A 16217-nucleotide genomic window follows, 5' to 3' on the forward strand; every position below is an offset into this window, starting at 1 on the left:
GAAAAAAGCCGCTTGCGCATGTACCGACCTTTTAAAGTTAGCTTTTTAGTCTAACTATTGGAAGTCATGACAGCAAGTGGCTGTTTTTTCGTATCGTTACTTACGGATCTGGCCTTCGCCATAAATAATGTATTTGGTAGAAGTCAGTGCTTCTAACCCCATTGGCCCACGGGCATGGAGTTTTTGCGTCGAGATGCCGATCTCGGCACCAAAGCCAAACATAAAGCCATCCGTGAAACGGGTCGAGGCATTGACGTAAACCGCCGCCGCATCAACTTCTTTCAAGAAGCGTTGGGAAGCGAAATAATCATCGGTGATGATCGCTTCGGAGTGCTTCGTATTGTAGCGATTGATGTGAGCAATGGCTTCTTCTAGCGAAGCCACCACTTTGATCGCTAAGATATAGTCTAAAAACTCGGTTGCCCAGTCCTCTTCAGTGGCAAGCTGTGCATTGTTCAAAAACGCCAATGCTTTTTGATCCCCTCGCAATTCGACTTGATCGGCAAACTGCTTTTCTACCATAGGCAAAAACTCCGCTGCCACTGCTTCATGGACGAGGATCGTTTCGATGGCATTGCAGACAGAAGGGCGTTGAGTCTTTGCATTCGTGACGATCGCCAGTGCCATCGGCAGCTGGGCTGCTTGGTCGATGTAGATATGATTGTTGCCGGTGCCGGTTTCGATCACTGGCACCGTGGCGGTCTCTTTGACACGACGAATCAAGCCGGCGCCTCCCCGAGGGATCAAAACATCCAAGTAATCTGTCAGCCGCATCAGCTCAGCCGCTGTTTCGTGGCTCGTGTCTTCGATAAACTGGATCGCATGGCGGGAGTGTCCATTGGCAGCTAAAGCCTCTTGTAAAATAGTCACGAGGACTTGATTGGAGTGGAAGGCTTCCTTTCCACCACGCAAAATCACGGCATTTCCTGATTTGAAACACAGACTAGCTGCGTCAGTGGTGACATTAGGGCGGGCTTCGTAGATGATGCCGATGACCCCTAAAGGCACTCGTTGTTGACCAATCAAAAGATCGTCAGCATTGCGCCACATTTTATCCACGGCACCGATTGGGTCGGGCAATTGGGCGACTTCTCGGATGCCGTTAGCCATCTCGGTGATCCGTTGTTCTGTCAGCAACAGTCGATCCAGCATCGTCTGGCTGGTTCCTTTGGCTTTTGCGGCGGCTAGATCTTGTTGATTAGCAGCTAAAATCGTCTCGGCAGCTTTTTCTAAAGCATCGGCCATCGCTGCCAGTAGGTGGTTTTTTTCACTGGCACTCAGTAAGCTTAATGTCTGGGCGCTTGCTTGAGCTTGTTGACCGATCGTTTGCAAGTTGCTCATTGCTCATCCTCCGTTCGTTGATAAAAGTGGGTGCCGACAGGTTCCCCTGCGAGCAAGTCAAAAATAATTTTCGGCTGCTTGCCGTTAGCCAGCAGCATGTGACTGTTCAAGTCTAAGATACGTTGGGCGGCTTTTAGTTTACTGGTCATACCGCCGGTTCCATAAGGACTGCCTTTTCCCGTAGCTTGTTCTAAAAGTTCTGGGGTGATTTCATTGATCTCGGAATACAAGACGGCCTCAGGATCATTCAGCGGATTGGCGGAATAAAAGCCGTCGATATCAGAAAGCATGATCAAAAGCTCGGCTTTCGACAACTGAGCGACGATCGCTGACAGCTGGTCATTGTCGCCGAATTTGGTGAGATGATCCAATTCATCCACTGCTACCGTGTCGTTTTCATTAATGATCGGGATGATCCCCATCGTAAGTAATTGCTCTAAGGTGTTGCTAACGTTTTGACGGCTTTGGGGAAATTCGATGATGTCTCTGGTCAGCAGGATCTGTGCAGTCTGCTGGCTATAGCTTTGAAAACGCTGGTTGTAGATCGTCATCAGTTCCGATTGGCCAACGGCGGCCACGGCTTGCTGCTGCGGGATCTCCACGGGTCGTTCTTTCAAATTCAACTTGTTCATGCCAACACCGATCGCACCAGAAGAAACTAAGATGATTTCTTTGCCTTGGTTTTGCAAAGCTGCTAAGACAAAGGCTAATTCATCGATGCCAGCTAGATTGATGGCACCATTGGGATAAATCAACGAGCTTGTGCCGATTTTTACAACGATTCGGTTTTTGTTTGAAAGATCTGCGCGCATATGCCACCGCCTATTTTTTGATATTTTTTCTATTGTACTCGCAAACGGGCGTTTCGTCATGTCCTTTTTTCTTTTTGGTCTATTTTTAAACGAAGAAATTGTAAAGACTTTTCGATAATTGTGTTTTCCATGAAGAAAATAGTTCTTCCTATGCTAAAATAGCTATATGTTTTATTATTGGAGGAACCCATGAAATTACGAGGATTTGAAATTATTACAGCATATAAAGAAAAAAGCATCACCTTGCCTCAACGTGCTACCCATCATGCGGCTGGTTACGACTTTGAAGCAGCGGAAGAAATCGTGGTGCCAAGCATTTGGAAAGCGGGCGTGATCGACGGGGTCAAAGCGCTTTTTGCGAAAGAGACCGCAAAACAGTTGAAGCCAACCTTGATTCCCACGGGGATCAAAGCCTATATGGGGGAAGACGAGTATTTGCAGCTGACAAATCGTTCCAGCAATCCTTTGAAACGTTTCTTAGTCTTGACGAATGGTGTCGGCGTCATCGACAGCGATTACTATGACAATCCAGATAATGAAGGGCATATCATGTTTCAGTTTACCAATTTCGGCCCCACAGATGTCGTCATTAAAAAAGGCGAACGGATCGGCCAAGGAATTTTCTTGCCGTTCTTAAAAGCTGATCAAGATACAACCACTGCCAGCCGAACCGGCGGCTTTGGCTCCTCGAATCAGTAAATCCTGCCTGGGGGTCTGTTTGATAGAAGTAGTGGAGGAGATCAATGGCAAAAAAAGCAAAAAGTCAATTTGTCTGTCAAAATTGCGGGTATAGTTCCCCTAAATATTTAGGGAAATGCCCCAATTGCGGCAGCTGGAATTCAATGGTGGAAGAAGTGATCCAAGAAACCGCCGATCGTCGAGTACGTACGACATTGACGGGGCAAAAGATGCAGCCGACGAAAATCGCCGATGTCGTACCGAAAAAAGAACCGCGGGTCCAAACGAAACTCGCTGAGTTGAATCGCGTCTTAGGTGGTGGCGTGGTCCCAGGCTCCTTGATTTTGATCGGTGGGGATCCAGGGATCGGAAAATCGACGCTGCTCTTGCAAGTTTCCCAGCAATTAGCAGCGATCGGCGGGACGGTCTTGTATGTGTCAGGAGAAGAAAGTGCCGAGCAGATCAAAATGCGGGCGCAGCGCTTAGGCGCCATTGACACGGAATTTTATCTCTATGGGGAAACGGACATGTCAGAGATCAGTAAAGCGATCGAAAACATCCGCCCAGATTATGTGATCATCGATTCGATCCAAACCATGACCCAACCGGATATCACCAGCGTGGCAGGCAGTGTCAGCCAAGTGCGAGAAACGACCGCAGAATTGCTGAAAATCGCCAAAACCAATGGCATCGCCATCTTTATCGTTGGCCACGTGACGAAGGAAGGCTCGATCGCAGGACCGCGGATGCTGGAGCATATGGTGGATACCGTCTTGTATTTCGAAGGCGAAAAGCACCATAGTTTTCGAATTTTGCGGGCCGTCAAAAACCGCTTTGGGTCCACCAATGAGATCGGGATTTTTGAAATGGAAGAAGGCGGGTTGAAAGAAGTCGCCAATCCGTCACAAGTCTTTTTGGAAGAACGCTTAGAAGGCGCAACCGGATCGGCGATCGTAGTGGCAATGGAAGGCAGTCGGCCAATCTTGGTGGAGATCCAAGCACTGGTCACGCCAACGATGTTCGGCAATGCCAAACGCACGACGACGGGGCTAGACTTCAACCGCGTCTCGCTGATCATGGCGGTTTTAGAAAAACGGGCAGGCTTGCTGCTGCAAAATCAAGATGCCTACTTAAAAGCAGCCGGCGGGGTCAAATTAAATGAACCTGCGATCGATTTAGCGATCGCTGTTAGTATCGCGTCTAGCTATAAAGAAAAAGGCACCAGCCCGACGGAGTGTTTTATCGGTGAAATTGGCTTGACGGGTGAGATTCGCCGAGTCAATGCGATCGAACAACGGGTCAAAGAGGTGCAGAAACTGGGCTTTACAAAAGTTTATTTGCCTAAAAACAATCTGACTGGTTGGCAGCCGCCAAAAGGCATCGAAGTCGAAGGCGTGTCTACCTTAGCCGAAACCTTACGGAAAGTCTTCCGTTAAAGTGGAGTCACTGCAAGAGCAAGGGGCAATCTCCCTTCCTCTTGCCCTGACGCTGCTGGTTCATTCATTTGAACCAACCGACAGCCGCTGACTGGTGGAAGGAGTCAGTTTGGCAGCACGGATTTTTGAACAAAAGAAACCTACTGGAGTATGGAGGAACATGTATGCAGAAACGAGTCATTACCGCACTAATGGTACTTGCCGGAGCAAGTCTAGGGATTTCACTGATGCCCATCGCATGGCAAGCCATTGGGCAAACCCAAAATGAATGGCTGAATAATAACATCACTAATAGTTTGCTTGGAGCCCTTATTTTCTTTTTATTATCTTTACTATTAGCGAAATATATTGCAGCCGGTATTCGCAAAATTGAAGAAAAACTAAGTGAATTGAGCTTAACCTATCTCTTGTTTGGCGCAATTGGTTCGATCATCGGTCTGATGATTGGTGTGATCGTGTCGATTCCTTTTTACAATTGGGATATTCCTTTTATCAACGGGATCGCCCCAATTTTAGTGATGGTCCTGTTAGGGTATCTCGGTTTTCAGATCGGGACGACACGGATCGATGAATGGAAAAAAGTCTTTGCCCCGAAAAACAAAAAGGCAGAGCCTCAAGAGCAAGATGAACAGCAGATGCTAGAAAGAAAAATTGCGGACCATTTCCACAAATACAAAATTTTGGATACCAGCGTGATCATTGATGGCCGGATCTATGATATTGCCAAAACCGGCTTTTTGGAAGGCGTCCTGCTGATCCCGAATTTCGTTTTGTATGAATTGCAATACATCGCAGATTCTGGCGATAGTTTGAAACGGGTCCGGGGCCGTCGCGGCTTGGATATTTTGAATGCTTTGCAAAAAGAAGAAGGCATCGCAGTTGAGATGTATGAAGGCGATTTTGAAGACATTTCCGAAGTTGATAGCAAGCTGATCAAGTTAGCGAAGATGCTGGATGGTGTCGTCGTGACCAATGATTACAATCTAAACAAAGTTTCTGAATTTCAAAATGTGCCTGTCTTGAATATCAATGCGTTGGCCAATGCGGTCAAACCAGTGGTGATTCCAGGAGAAAGCATGCACGTCTTAGTGGTGAAAGCTGGCACGGAGCGCCAGCAAGGGGTCGCTTATCTAGATGACGGGACGATGGTCGTGGTGGAAGATGGCCAGCATTACATGAATGAACACATCGAAGTGATCGTCACCAGCGCCTTGCAAACGGCAGCTGGGCGGATGATTTTTGCCAAACCAGCCCATTCTGGTCGCGGCATCGACAACAAAGAAGGATCGAAATCAGAGAAATAATCCTAGGCAGCTGGCGTAAAATATGCCAGCTGCCTTTACTAATTGGGTTATTGATTGTACAATTCAACTTGAGGGTTCTGTTTTTTACGCGGGTCTTTCCCACTAAACTGAACAATAAGCCCCAAGCAGCTTGGCTGGCTTGGAAATCAGATGAAGGAAGAGGAAAACAATGACAAAAGTACGTGTACGTTACGCGCCAAGTCCAACAGGACATTTACACATCGGGAATGCTCGGACGGCTTTATTCAATTATTTGTTTGCTCGTCACAATGACGGTGAATTTATTATCCGAATCGAAGACACCGATCAAAAAAGAAACATTGAAGATGGTGAAAAAAGCCAGCTTGAAAACTTGCAATGGTTAGGAATGGATTGGGACGAATCACCTGAAAATCCAGGAGAATACGGTCCGTATCGTCAATCAGAACGCGGCGATATCTACCAACCACTGATCGATCAATTGCTTGCAAGCAATCGTGCGTATAAGTGTTATTGTACAGAAGAAGAATTGGAAGCCGAACGTGAAGGCCAAAGAGCTCGTGGCGAAATGCCCCATTATGCAGGGAAATGTGCCAACTTAACACCAGAAGAGCAAGCCGAAAAAGAAGCACAAGGCTTGAAACCAGTGATTCGTTTCCGTGTCTCTCGCAATACTGAATACAAATTCCACGACATGGTCAAAGGCGAGATCGTTTTTGAATCAGATAATGTCGGTGGCGATTTTGTCATCCAAAAACGTGACGGTATGCCGACTTACAACTTTGCAGTAGCAGTCGATGACCATCATATGAAAATCACCCATGTGCTGCGTGGAGATGACCACATCGCCAACACACCAAAACAGTTGATGATCTATGAAGCATTTGGCTGGCAAGCACCAGAATTCGGGCATATGACGTTGATCATCAATAGCGAAACCGGGAAAAAATTAAGCAAACGGGACGAATCGATTCTCCAATTCATCGAGCAATACCGTGAGTTGGGTTATCTACCAGACGCTATGTTCAACTTCATTGCACTTTTAGGCTGGTCACCAGTAGGGGAAGAAGAAATCTTCTCTCAAGAAGAATTGATCAAAATCTTTGATCCTGAACGGTTGAGCAAATCACCAGCTGCCTTCGATGCCAAGAAGTTGGAATGGGTCAATAACCAATACATGAAACAAATGGATCTGGATGAATTGACGGCAATGTGCGTCCCTTACTTGGTAAAAGCCGGTCGCATCGAAGAAACATTGACCGAAGAAAAAGCTGCCTGGTTGAAAAAAATCGTTTCCTTGTATCAACCGCAAATGAGTTTTGCGGCACAAATCGTCGACCTTTCGGAATTGTTCTTCGAAGAACACCCTGAATTAGATGATGCAGCCAAAGAAGTCTTAGCAGGAGAAACTGTACCGACGGTTTTGACAGCCTTTAAAGAAAAATTACAGGCGATGCCAGTCGTTGAGGCTGCGGCAGTCAAAGCAGCCATCAAAGAGATCCAAAAAGAAACAGGCATCAAAGGCAAGAATTTATTCATGCCGATCCGCGTGGCGGTCTCAGGCCAAACCCACGGACCAGAACTACCAGATACCGTTGAATTATTAGGGAAAGAAAAAGCCCTTGATCATTTGAATAACGTGTTATAAACACAGCGAATAGACGAAGTACTAGCCGATTTTTTTCAGAGAGACCACGGAAGGTGAGAGTGGTCAAAAAAGGCTAGGAAATGCACCTAGGAGTGGCTTTGGCGCAAGTCAAAGACGAAGCAGCGGACGTTACCCGCTTGAAGGCAGTGCCGAACTGCGAACAAAAGTGGGACCACGCAAAAAAGCGTCTTTTGAATAAGGAAACTTATTTGAAAGACGCTTTTTTCGTATCAAGAAGTTTGGATAAAGTAGGTGAGAAGATGACTTGGTTTAAAAAAGCAATTGCGGCAACAAAAAAACATGATCCATCGGTACGATCAACGTTGGAGATCATCATCACATACCCAGGATTTCATGCCTTGTTTTGGCATCGTTGGTCGCATTTTTTGTTTCAGCATCGCTGGTATTTTTTGGCAAAACTGACGGCCCAGTTTTGGCGTTTCTTGACTGGGATCGAGATTCATCCTGGTGCGCAGATCGGCCAAGGGGTCTTTATCGATCATGGGATGGGCGTCGTGATCGGGGAAACGGCGATCATTGAAGATGATGTCGTCTTGTTTCACGGGGTCACCTTAGGGGGAACCGGTAAAGAGCGGGGCAAGCGTCATCCCACGGTCAAAACCGGTGCGTTTCTCTCAGCCCATGCGCAGATCTTAGGCCCTGTCACGATCGGTGAGCGTGCAAAGATCGGCGCCAATGCAGTGGTTTTGAAGGATATCCCCGCAGAAGCAACTGCTGTCGGAATCCCAGCAAAGATCGTTCGAATCAAAGGAAAGAAGGTTACCCACGATGATTAAAATCTATAATACGCTGACACGGGAAAAAGAAGTGTTTCAGCCATTAGAAGAAAAGAAAGTAAAAATGTATGTTTGCGGACCCACCGTCTATAACTACATCCATATCGGGAATGGCCGCAGTACTGTGTCGTTTGATACCGTACGCCGTTATTTTGAATACCGCGGCTATACAGTGGACTATTTGATGAATTTTACCGATGTCGATGATAAAATCATTCGTGCGGCAAAAGAATTAGGCACGACGGCCCCAGAAGTGGCAGAGCGTTTTATCAACGCCTTCAATGAAGATACCGCAGCGCTGAACGTCAAACCTGCTACGATGAATCCTCGTGTGATGGATCATATCGAAGACATCATTGCCTTTATTGCTGCTCTTGTAGAAAAAGGCTATGCCTATCCAGTCAATGGCGATGTTTATTACCGTACCCGTAAATTTGCTCACTATGGGCAATTAAGCGACCAATCCATCGATGAGCTGGAAGTCGGCGCAAGCCAGCGGACCGGTGAAGAACAAAAAATCAAGGAAGATCCGTTGGATTTTGCTTTGTGGAAAGCGGCAAAAGGCGATGAGATCGCTTGGGAATCTCCTTGGGGAGCCGGTCGTCCTGGCTGGCATATCGAATGCTCGGTGATGGCGACCAAACACCTAGGCGAGACCATCGATATTCATGGAGGCGGACAAGACTTGACCTTCCCGCATCATGAAAATGAGATCGCCCAAAGCGAGGCGAAAACTGGCAAGACCTTTGCCAACTATTGGATGCATAACGGCTATGTGACGATCGGTGAAGACGAAGAAAAAATGAGTAAGTCACTGGGCAACTTCGTCACAGTGCATGAGATGGTCAAAAAAGTTGATCCGCAGGTGCTGCGTTTCTTTTTGGCAACGACCCAGTACCGCCGACCAATCAAATACAGTGAGACTACCTTGCATGAAGCACAAACCAACCTGCAAAAATTGCGGACGACCTATGAAAATGCCAAATTCCGCTTGAATAGCAGTCATTATCAAGCCAGCGATGAGGAAGTCAATGCAGCGGTTCTGGAAGAATTTGAAGAACGTTTCGTCAAAGAAATGGACGACGATTTCAATGCGGCTAACGGGATCACTGTGGTCTATGAATTGGCGAAGTGGCTGAACTTAGCTAGCGAAGACCCAGAAACAGATTTGGCTTTATTAGCCGCTGGATTAGCCAAATTCAGCGAATGGCTGACGATTTTCGGGATTTATTTTGTATCCGAAGAATTGCTGGATGAAGAAATCGAACAGCTGATCAATGAACGGATCGCCGCCCGCAAAGCCAAAGATTTTGCCCGCAGCGACCAAATCCGTGATGAGTTGAAAGAACAAGGGATCATCTTAGAAGATACCCCGCAAGGAACCCGATGGAGACGAGAAGCATGAGAGATTATAAACAATTGAATGGTTTGGCATTGGCCTATGTGGGGGATGCGGTCTATGAAGTCTATATTCGCGATTATTTAGTCGCCCAAGGCCAAACCCGCCCGAACCAACTGCACCATATGGCGACCCACTATGTGTCGGCCAAAGCCCAAGCGGCATTGATCCAAAAGATGTTGGATGAAGAGATCCTGACCGAAGAAGAACATGATTTTTACCGCCGCGGCCGCAATAGTAAAAGCCATACGGGCGCCAAAAATGCCGATGTCACGACGTATCGTATCGCTACTGGCTTTGAATCGCTGATCGGGTATTTGCACCTCACGAAGCAACAAGAACGCTTAGACGAGCTAATAGACTGGTGTATAAAGAAAGTAGGAGAAGAAGATGCGAGAAAAACCGCAAAGAAAGCGTCCAAATAAAAAAACAGCTGGCCGATCAGAAGCCAGACAAGAAAATAAACCGGATCGCCGCAAAGAAGCCGCTGGAGAAGCCATCGAAGATAATTTTGTCTTCGGCTATCATGCGGTTGCTGAAGCCTTGAAAGAAGGGCGAGGCAACAAGCTGTTTCTTTCCGAAGAAGCACGGGGAGAAAAAATCGATCGTTTGAAAGAAATGGCGCGGGAACAGGCAGTTCCGGTCAAATGGGTGCCAAAACAAAAGCTGGATACGATGAGTGACCAAGGGGTCCATCAAGGCATGATCTTGGCGATCACCCCTTATCAGTATTTGACCTTGGATGAATTGTTGGCCCAAACGAAAGAACAGCCGCTGTATCTGATTTTAGATAATCTAGAAGATCCCCATAATTTCGGCTCCATCATGCGAACCGCTGATGCCAGCGGCGTAGACGGGATCATCATTCCAAAACACCGTGCGGTGGGGATCACGCCGATCGTGGTGAAAACGTCGACCGGTGCAGTGGAACATATCCCTGTGGCCCGTGTGACCAACTTGACCCAAGCAGTCCAGCAACTGAAAAAAGCTGGTTTTTGGATCTTCGGTACTGATATGAGTGGCAGTGATTACCGCACATGGAATGCCCAAGGGGCGGTCGGTTTGATCATCGGCAACGAAGGTCGCGGCATGGGGGAAGGTTTGAAAAAAGAAGTGGATCAAATGCTGACGATCCCAATGACTGGGCACGTGCAGAGCTTAAATGCCAGTGTGGCGGCAGGTTTGTTGATGTATCAGGCCTTTACTAGCCGAAATGGGGCGTCCCAATGAAAACCCCTTTGCTGATCGTGGATGGCTACAATATGATTGGCGCTTGGCCGGAGCTGGTTCTTTTGAAAAATCAGGACCGTTTAGAAGATGCCCGAGAAGCCTTACTGAATCGGCTGTCGAATTATGCAAAATATGAAGGGTTGAAAATCATCGTTGTTTTTGATGCTCAACTGGTGCCTGGTGTGACCCAAAGTTACACCAAATATCAGCTGGAAGTTATTTTTACCGAAGAAGGAGAGACCGCCGACAGCTACATCGAACGAATCGCTGGTGAATTAAACAATCGATTGACCCAAGTCACCGTCGCTACCAGCGATTTAGCCGAACAGTGGGTGATCTTCTCTCAAGGTGCTTTGCGAACTTCGGCACGGGAATTGTACAAAAGCGTGGAAAAAACGGAAAAAGACATCAACGAGCATCAAACCGACTTGCGGTTTGAAAATTTCCGACGCAATTCCCCTTGGTCACCTGAACAATTAGCCGAACTTGAAAAGAAATTGCAAGACCTTAGTTAGGGACAAAGTTGGTCTGGTAAATTAGAAGATGTCCCAGCCATTTATGATACGCTCCTTTTGTAGCAAATGAACCAAAAACAAAAGGAGTGATCTCGATGCGCACAAAGGAAAGACAAGTATCGCACCGTTCAGATAGATTTGAAGAGTTGTTCAGAAAATATCGACCGATCGTTGAGATTTTGCATAAAAAATATTATCTGCGGGATTATGACTTAGACGATTGGCTGCAAGAAGGCAGGATCGTTTTTAATAAGTGTCTAAAGACTTACGATAAGGACAAAGGAACGACCATCGGTATCTTGTTTAAGCGTTCTTTTGAGAACCGTATCTGCAGCCTGTTGCGGGCGCAGCATGCCCAAAAACGCAAAGCACAAGTCGATGCCTGCTCGCTGGAAGAAAAGCTTTTACAAGAAGGCAATCGGTTTTTGACCGATCATAATCGCTGTGCGGAAACTGCAGAGACCTACTTGTTCGTTAATGAATCGTTGCCAGAGTATCCGAAAAGTTTATCGTCTTTAGAACGAATGGTTATAATGAATTATTTAAAAGGATTAGAACTTGATCAGATTGCCGCTCAAGAAAAGCTGCCTTATGAAAAAATAAAAAGCGCTTTCAGTCGCGGTCGGACAAAGTTGATAGCGCTTATCAAGGGTGTTTAACAAAAATCTTATTGAAAGTAGAATTATTTTATGGTAAACTTGAAATTTTCTGCTTTTCGTGGTATGATGATGCTCGAGGTGAATGCGATGCCAACAACTTTAGCTACGATCAAGAAAGATTTAGAAGGCCGTATCGGTAGTGAGATTATGCTAGTTGCTCAGACTGGACGTAAGCGTCAAACTGAACGTCGCGGCGTTTTGACAGAAACTTATCCTTCAGTTTTTGTTGTAGATTTGGATCCAAATGAGAATTCATTCGAGCGGGTTTCTTATAGTTATTCAGATATTTTAACTAGAACTGTTGAGATTGAATTTTTATCAGAAGCTGTTTGAAACAAGAAGAGTTGACACTTTGTTGACTCTTTTTTGGTTCAATAAGATAAGGAGTGATGGGATGGCGTTTTTTCTAAAAGAGTTAGGGGAAATGACTGGGGTGGAGTTTTATCAGCTTGCCCGTTTGCGTACAGCGGTTTTTGTGGTGGAACAAGCGTGTGCGTATCAAGAGATCGATGCGATCGATGCACAAGCCAAACATTTATGGGCCCTTGATGAGGAAGGGCAGATCGTTTCGTACGCCCGTATTTTCCAGCAGGAACAAACGGTGCATTTTGGTCGGGTCATTGTGGCACCAGCATACCGGGGGCAAAAAGAAGGCCATCGTCTGATCAAAGAAGTTTTGCATCGCATTGAGCAGTGTTATCCAGCTTTGCCTATTGAGATCGAAGCACAAGCCCACTTAGAAAAATTCTACGGCCAGTATGGCTTTAAAACCATTACACCGCCTTTTTATGAAGACGGGATCCTGCATGTCGGGATGAAAAAAGAAGCAAGCACAGCGACTCTCTAGCGAGGTTCGCGTGCTTGCTTCTTTTAGCGCTATGATTGATGGATCGGATGAATCCGAATCGCTTCTTTCGACCTTATTGACTAAGAGCCGTTTTTTTATCGGATCGTATCATCCAATGATGTTGGACGTGGATCCACAGTGTTGGCAGGAGGCGTTTGCGCTTTTAGAAGGTCACGAATCTCTTCTAAATAATCCTCTGCAGTGACTTCTGGTACTTCTTCTTCCTCAGGTTGTTGTTTCAGATTGCGTAGTTTGTTGACTGCTTTGACAATCAAGAACAAGACAAATGCGGTAATCAAGAACGTAATAATGGCAGTAATTACGCGGCCGAAATCAAAGACCACATTTTTGGCTGGTTCAAAGACCAAGCCAGAAAAGGCATCTGCGTTACCAAAGAGTGATAAGATCCATGAAACCAATGGTGTCAGCAATCCTTCAACTAAACTAGTGACGATTGCGGTGAAGGCACTCCCGATCACGACCCCGATCGCCAAGTCAATGACGTTTCCTCGTAAAATAAATTCTTTAAATTCTTTAATCATCCTGTATCCTCCCTTCTAAATCTTACTGACAGTATAGCGAAAAACGCGGGATTTATAAAAAAAAACGCTCGCTGCAACAGGTTTGATCAGTGAGCCGAGGAGAAAGTTTGTCAGCTATGCTATAATTGAAGAGATAATTTTGCTTCTAGAAGGGGTGTCACATGTCTATTGAATTAAAAAAAGGTGTTCGGTTAACGGTGCTACCGACCAAAAAGTATAAAACGATCCGTTTTTTCGTTCGGTTTACTGCACCATTGCAGGCTGAAATGACCGCCAAACGGACCTTATTGACCAGTTTATTAGAAACGACTAGTTTGGCTTATCCGACACAGACCGCATTTAGCAGTCAGCTGGCAGAGCTTTACGGTGCCAGCTTTGGTATGAATGTTAACAAACGGGGCAATCTGCATCAAATCAATGCAGCGATGTCCTTTGTCAACGGGAAGTACGTGTCAGATGAAGCAGTATTGCCGCAAGCAGCCGCTTTTTTAGCAGAAGTTTTGTTCCATCCGAATGCCCACGAGGAACAGTTTGAAGAAAAGAACTTCACCATCGAAAAGCACAACTTGATCGCCTATATGAACAGCGTGGCAGAAGATAAGCAAGCATTGGCTTCTTTAGGGCTGCAAGAGTTGTATTTCGAAAACGATCAGAATCAGAAGTATCCGAGCTTTGGCCGTCCCCAAGACTTAGAAGCTGTGACCGCAAAAGAGCTTTACCAAACCTATCGCTCAATGATGGACAATGACCAAATCGATCTTTTTGTGATCGGCGATGTGGTTGAAGCAGAAGTCGCGGAGATTTTCCAGAACATGGCCTTTACTGATCGGCCAGACCAAGCAATACCGGTCTTTTATCAGCAAGCGGCGGAAAACATCATTCGCGAGAAAATCTTGCGGGAACCAATCATTCAAGCCAAATTGAACTTAGGCTATCATACTGGCGTGTATTATGACCAAACCGAGCGGATCGCCTTTATGGTCTTCAACGGGTTGTTTGGCGGATTCCCTCATTCAAAACTGTTTATGAATGTCCGAGAGAAAGAAAGTTTGGCGTATTATGCTTCTAGCAGTATCGATACGTTTCGTGGGTATTTGTCGGTCCAAACGGGGATCGATGGTAAAAACCGCGATAAGGTCTTCAAATTGATCGAACAGCAGCTGCAAAGCTTGCAGCGTGGCGAAGTCACCGCGGAAGAACTGGCACAAACAAAAGCGATGTTGAAAAACCAGTACTTGCTTTCATTGGATAACCCACAAGCACTGATCGAAACAGCCTATCTGAATCAGTGGGTACCGAATACGAAAATGACGGAAGATGAATTTATGCAGAAATTGGCACAAGTGACCGTGGCAGATGTCCAAGCATTGGCTCAAAACGTGTCCTTGCAAGCTGTATTCTTCCTGGATAAGGAGACGACCCATGAATAAAAAAGTCTATCAGCAAATCAATGAGACCCTTTATGAAGAAGTATTGCCAAACGGCTTGAAAGTTTATTTGCTGCCAAAAGCCGATTTCCATAAAACTTACGGACTTTTCAGTACGAACTATGGCTCTGTCGACAATCATTTCGGGTTTTCACCCGAAGCATTGCATCAAGTCCCTGATGGCATTGCACATTTTCTAGAGCACAAACTGTTTGAAAAAGAAGACGGCGATGTCTTTCAAACCTTTGGTCAGCAGGGGGCTTCTGCCAATGCCTTTACCAGTTTCACGAAAACCAGCTACCTTTTTTCGGCAACCGATCAAATCAAGCTGAACCTTGAAACGTTGATCGATTTTGTTCAAGCCCCGTATTTCACAGAAGAAACCGTCGAAAAAGAAAAAGGGATCATTGGTCAAGAAATCCAAATGTATGATGACGATCCAAACTGGCAGCAGTTTTTCGGCATCATCAAAAATCTGTATCCGAAGCACCCCTTGCATATCGATATCGCTGGTACGGTGGAAAGCATTGCGCAGATCACCGCAGAAGACTTGTATCTTTGCTACAATACCTTCTATCACCCAAGCAACATGACGCTTTTTGTGGTAGGCAATATCGATCCTGAAGAAACGATGGCGTGGATTCGGACCAATCAAGCGGCCAAGACCTTTCCAGAAACGCAGGCGATCATTCGCCAGTTTCCTGAAGAAACCTTTGCCGATATTCAAGCAGAATCAAGTCTTACCATGCCAGTAACACGTGCCAAAGGCGTATTAGGGATCAAAGGAGACTTGAACAAACTGCCGAAATCAGGAAGAGAGCTCTTGCGCTTCAAAAATGCGTTGAATCTTTTCTGCCAATTGGTTTTAGGCAATACTTCCGCCAATTATTTGCGTTTGTATGATCAAGGCATCATCGACGACACATTTGGGTTTGAAGTGAACTTGGATCGCGGCTTTTACTTTGCCGACTTCTCGGGGGATTCTGAAGAGCCAGAAAAAATGTTGGCAGAGATCGAAGCGATCGTAATGAATTTCCAGCAAGATCCAGAGATCAATGAAGAAAACTTGACGCTATTGAAGAAGAAAATGCTAGGGAAATATTTCCAATCACTGAACTCACTGGAGTTTATCGCAAACCAGTTTACCCAAAGTTTATTTGGTGAAACGACGCTCTTTGATCTGCCAGAGGTGATCCAATCGATCACTTTGGAAGATGTCCAGCAAGCGGCTCGTTCCTTTATCGATCCCAAAGCGTTTAGTCGTTTTTACATGTATCCAACGGAAAAAGCCTAAGCGAAGGCTGGTTTTGTCAAACAGCTGTCATCTAAGCGACACTGACTGATTCAAGGAGGAACGCCCAACAGAACAAGGGCTGGCCAACTCCTGAGTCATTCAGTGTTTTCTTTTTGCGTCAAAAGGTGGTTTTTTCTTGCAATTTGATGCCAATTTGGCGAAAAGTATTAAAATTTGTTTGCGAGTTGTGGTTAGGCTATCCTCAGACTTTTTCTTTTATGGTATTCTTTAATTATTGAAGCAAAATCTTTTTTTGTTTTTTTACAAAAATTCACGGAAAAAATGTTATATTTAGTAGACGGCGCGCCC

The 16217-nt window shown here is 45.8% G+C and carries 17 protein-coding genes and 1 other annotated feature; of the genes, 14 read left to right on the plus strand and 3 right to left on the minus strand.

Annotated elements, in window-relative coordinates:
- Positions 1 to 96 precede the first annotated feature (96 nt).
- Both IGI82_RS00095 and proB read right to left on the minus strand, forming a co-directional pair.
- Positions 97 to 1341: a glutamate-5-semialdehyde dehydrogenase gene (locus IGI82_RS00095; protein ID WP_005226389.1), complete on the minus strand. Its 1245-nt coding sequence runs from the start codon at positions 1339 to 1341 to the stop codon at positions 97 to 99.
- Positions 1338 to 2153, minus strand: a complete 816-nt coding sequence (proB, locus tag IGI82_RS00100) for a glutamate 5-kinase (RefSeq protein ID WP_115231486.1) — start codon at positions 2151 to 2153, stop codon at positions 1338 to 1340. The genes IGI82_RS00095 and proB overlap by 4 nt, the downstream gene beginning before the upstream one ends.
- Positions 2154 to 2342: 189 nt before the next feature.
- On the opposite strand from proB, the gene IGI82_RS00105 reads away from it, so the two are divergent.
- From IGI82_RS00105 to IGI82_RS00160, 12 genes are all read left to right on the plus strand, one after another.
- Positions 2343 to 2852: a hypothetical protein gene (locus IGI82_RS00105; protein ID WP_010748479.1), complete on the plus strand. Its 510-nt coding sequence runs from the start codon at positions 2343 to 2345 to the stop codon at positions 2850 to 2852.
- A 44-nt stretch (positions 2853 to 2896) separates the two neighbouring features.
- Complete coding sequence (radA, locus tag IGI82_RS00110; RefSeq protein WP_005226394.1) at positions 2897 to 4267, plus strand: DNA repair protein RadA; 1371 nt, start codon at positions 2897 to 2899, stop codon at positions 4265 to 4267.
- A gap of 164 nt (positions 4268 to 4431) precedes the next feature.
- Complete coding sequence (locus IGI82_RS00115; protein ID WP_005226396.1) at positions 4432 to 5571, plus strand: PIN/TRAM domain-containing protein; 1140 nt, start codon at positions 4432 to 4434, stop codon at positions 5569 to 5571.
- A gap of 169 nt (positions 5572 to 5740) precedes the next feature.
- A complete protein-coding gene (gltX, locus tag IGI82_RS00120) occupies positions 5741 to 7198 on the plus strand; it encodes a glutamate--tRNA ligase (RefSeq protein ID WP_016608945.1) in 1458 nt (485 codons plus the stop codon).
- Positions 7195 to 7393: a binding site (T-box leader), on the plus strand. It overlaps the preceding gene by 4 nt.
- A 65-nt stretch (positions 7394 to 7458) precedes the next feature.
- Positions 7459 to 7995, plus strand: coding sequence for a serine O-acetyltransferase EpsC (epsC, locus tag IGI82_RS00125; protein WP_026008130.1), 537 nt, complete (start codon positions 7459 to 7461; stop codon positions 7993 to 7995).
- Complete coding sequence (gene cysS / locus IGI82_RS00130) at positions 7988 to 9400, plus strand: cysteine--tRNA ligase (protein ID WP_015508686.1); 1413 nt, start codon at positions 7988 to 7990, stop codon at positions 9398 to 9400. The genes epsC and cysS overlap by 8 nt, the downstream gene beginning before the upstream one ends.
- On the plus strand, positions 9397 to 9819 hold the full coding sequence (locus IGI82_RS00135; protein ID WP_128432098.1) for a Mini-ribonuclease 3: 423 nt from the start codon (positions 9397 to 9399) through the stop codon (positions 9817 to 9819). The genes cysS and IGI82_RS00135 overlap by 4 nt, the downstream gene beginning before the upstream one ends.
- On the plus strand, positions 9785 to 10624 hold the full coding sequence (rlmB, locus tag IGI82_RS00140) for a 23S rRNA (guanosine(2251)-2'-O)-methyltransferase RlmB (protein ID WP_005226411.1): 840 nt from the start codon (positions 9785 to 9787) through the stop codon (positions 10622 to 10624). Before IGI82_RS00135 ends, rlmB begins: the two co-directional genes overlap by 35 nt.
- Complete coding sequence (locus IGI82_RS00145) at positions 10621 to 11139, plus strand: NYN domain-containing protein (protein ID WP_438841666.1); 519 nt, start codon at positions 10621 to 10623, stop codon at positions 11137 to 11139. The genes rlmB and IGI82_RS00145 overlap by 4 nt, the downstream gene beginning before the upstream one ends.
- 95 nt (positions 11140 to 11234) lie before the next feature.
- Complete coding sequence (locus IGI82_RS00150) at positions 11235 to 11798, plus strand: sigma-70 family RNA polymerase sigma factor (protein WP_438841667.1); 564 nt, start codon at positions 11235 to 11237, stop codon at positions 11796 to 11798.
- 87 nt (positions 11799 to 11885) lie between these two features.
- Positions 11886 to 12131 (plus strand): Veg family protein, encoded by a 246-nt coding sequence (locus tag IGI82_RS00155; protein ID WP_005226417.1) that lies wholly within the window; start codon positions 11886 to 11888, stop codon positions 12129 to 12131.
- Positions 12132 to 12192: 61 nt separating this feature from the next.
- The gene (locus IGI82_RS00160) at positions 12193 to 12645 is read left to right on the plus strand and encodes a GNAT family N-acetyltransferase (RefSeq protein ID WP_010748489.1); all 453 of its coding nucleotides are present in this window, start codon (positions 12193 to 12195) and stop codon (positions 12643 to 12645) included.
- Positions 12646 to 12740: 95 nt separating this feature from the next.
- Here the strand turns inward: IGI82_RS00160 and mscL are convergent, their stop codons facing one another.
- On the minus strand, positions 12741 to 13187 hold the full coding sequence (mscL, locus tag IGI82_RS00165; RefSeq protein WP_005226421.1) for a large conductance mechanosensitive channel protein MscL: 447 nt from the start codon (positions 13185 to 13187) through the stop codon (positions 12741 to 12743).
- A gap of 161 nt (positions 13188 to 13348) precedes the next feature.
- Here mscL and yfmF point away from each other — a divergent pair, with 161 nt between their 5' ends.
- Entirely contained in the window at positions 13349 to 14617 is a 1269-nt protein-coding gene (gene yfmF / locus IGI82_RS00170; protein ID WP_438841668.1) for an EF-P 5-aminopentanol modification-associated protein YfmF, read from the plus strand.
- The gene (yfmH, locus tag IGI82_RS00175) at positions 14610 to 15908 is read left to right on the plus strand and encodes an EF-P 5-aminopentanol modification-associated protein YfmH (RefSeq protein ID WP_074934338.1); all 1299 of its coding nucleotides are present in this window, start codon (positions 14610 to 14612) and stop codon (positions 15906 to 15908) included. Before yfmF ends, yfmH begins: the two co-directional genes overlap by 8 nt.
- Positions 15909 to 16217: the final 309 nt, after the last annotated feature.

Source organism: Enterococcus sp. AZ067 (assembly GCF_051715005.1).
Lineage (GTDB): Bacteria > Bacillota > Bacilli > Lactobacillales > Enterococcaceae > Enterococcus_D > Enterococcus_D casseliflavus.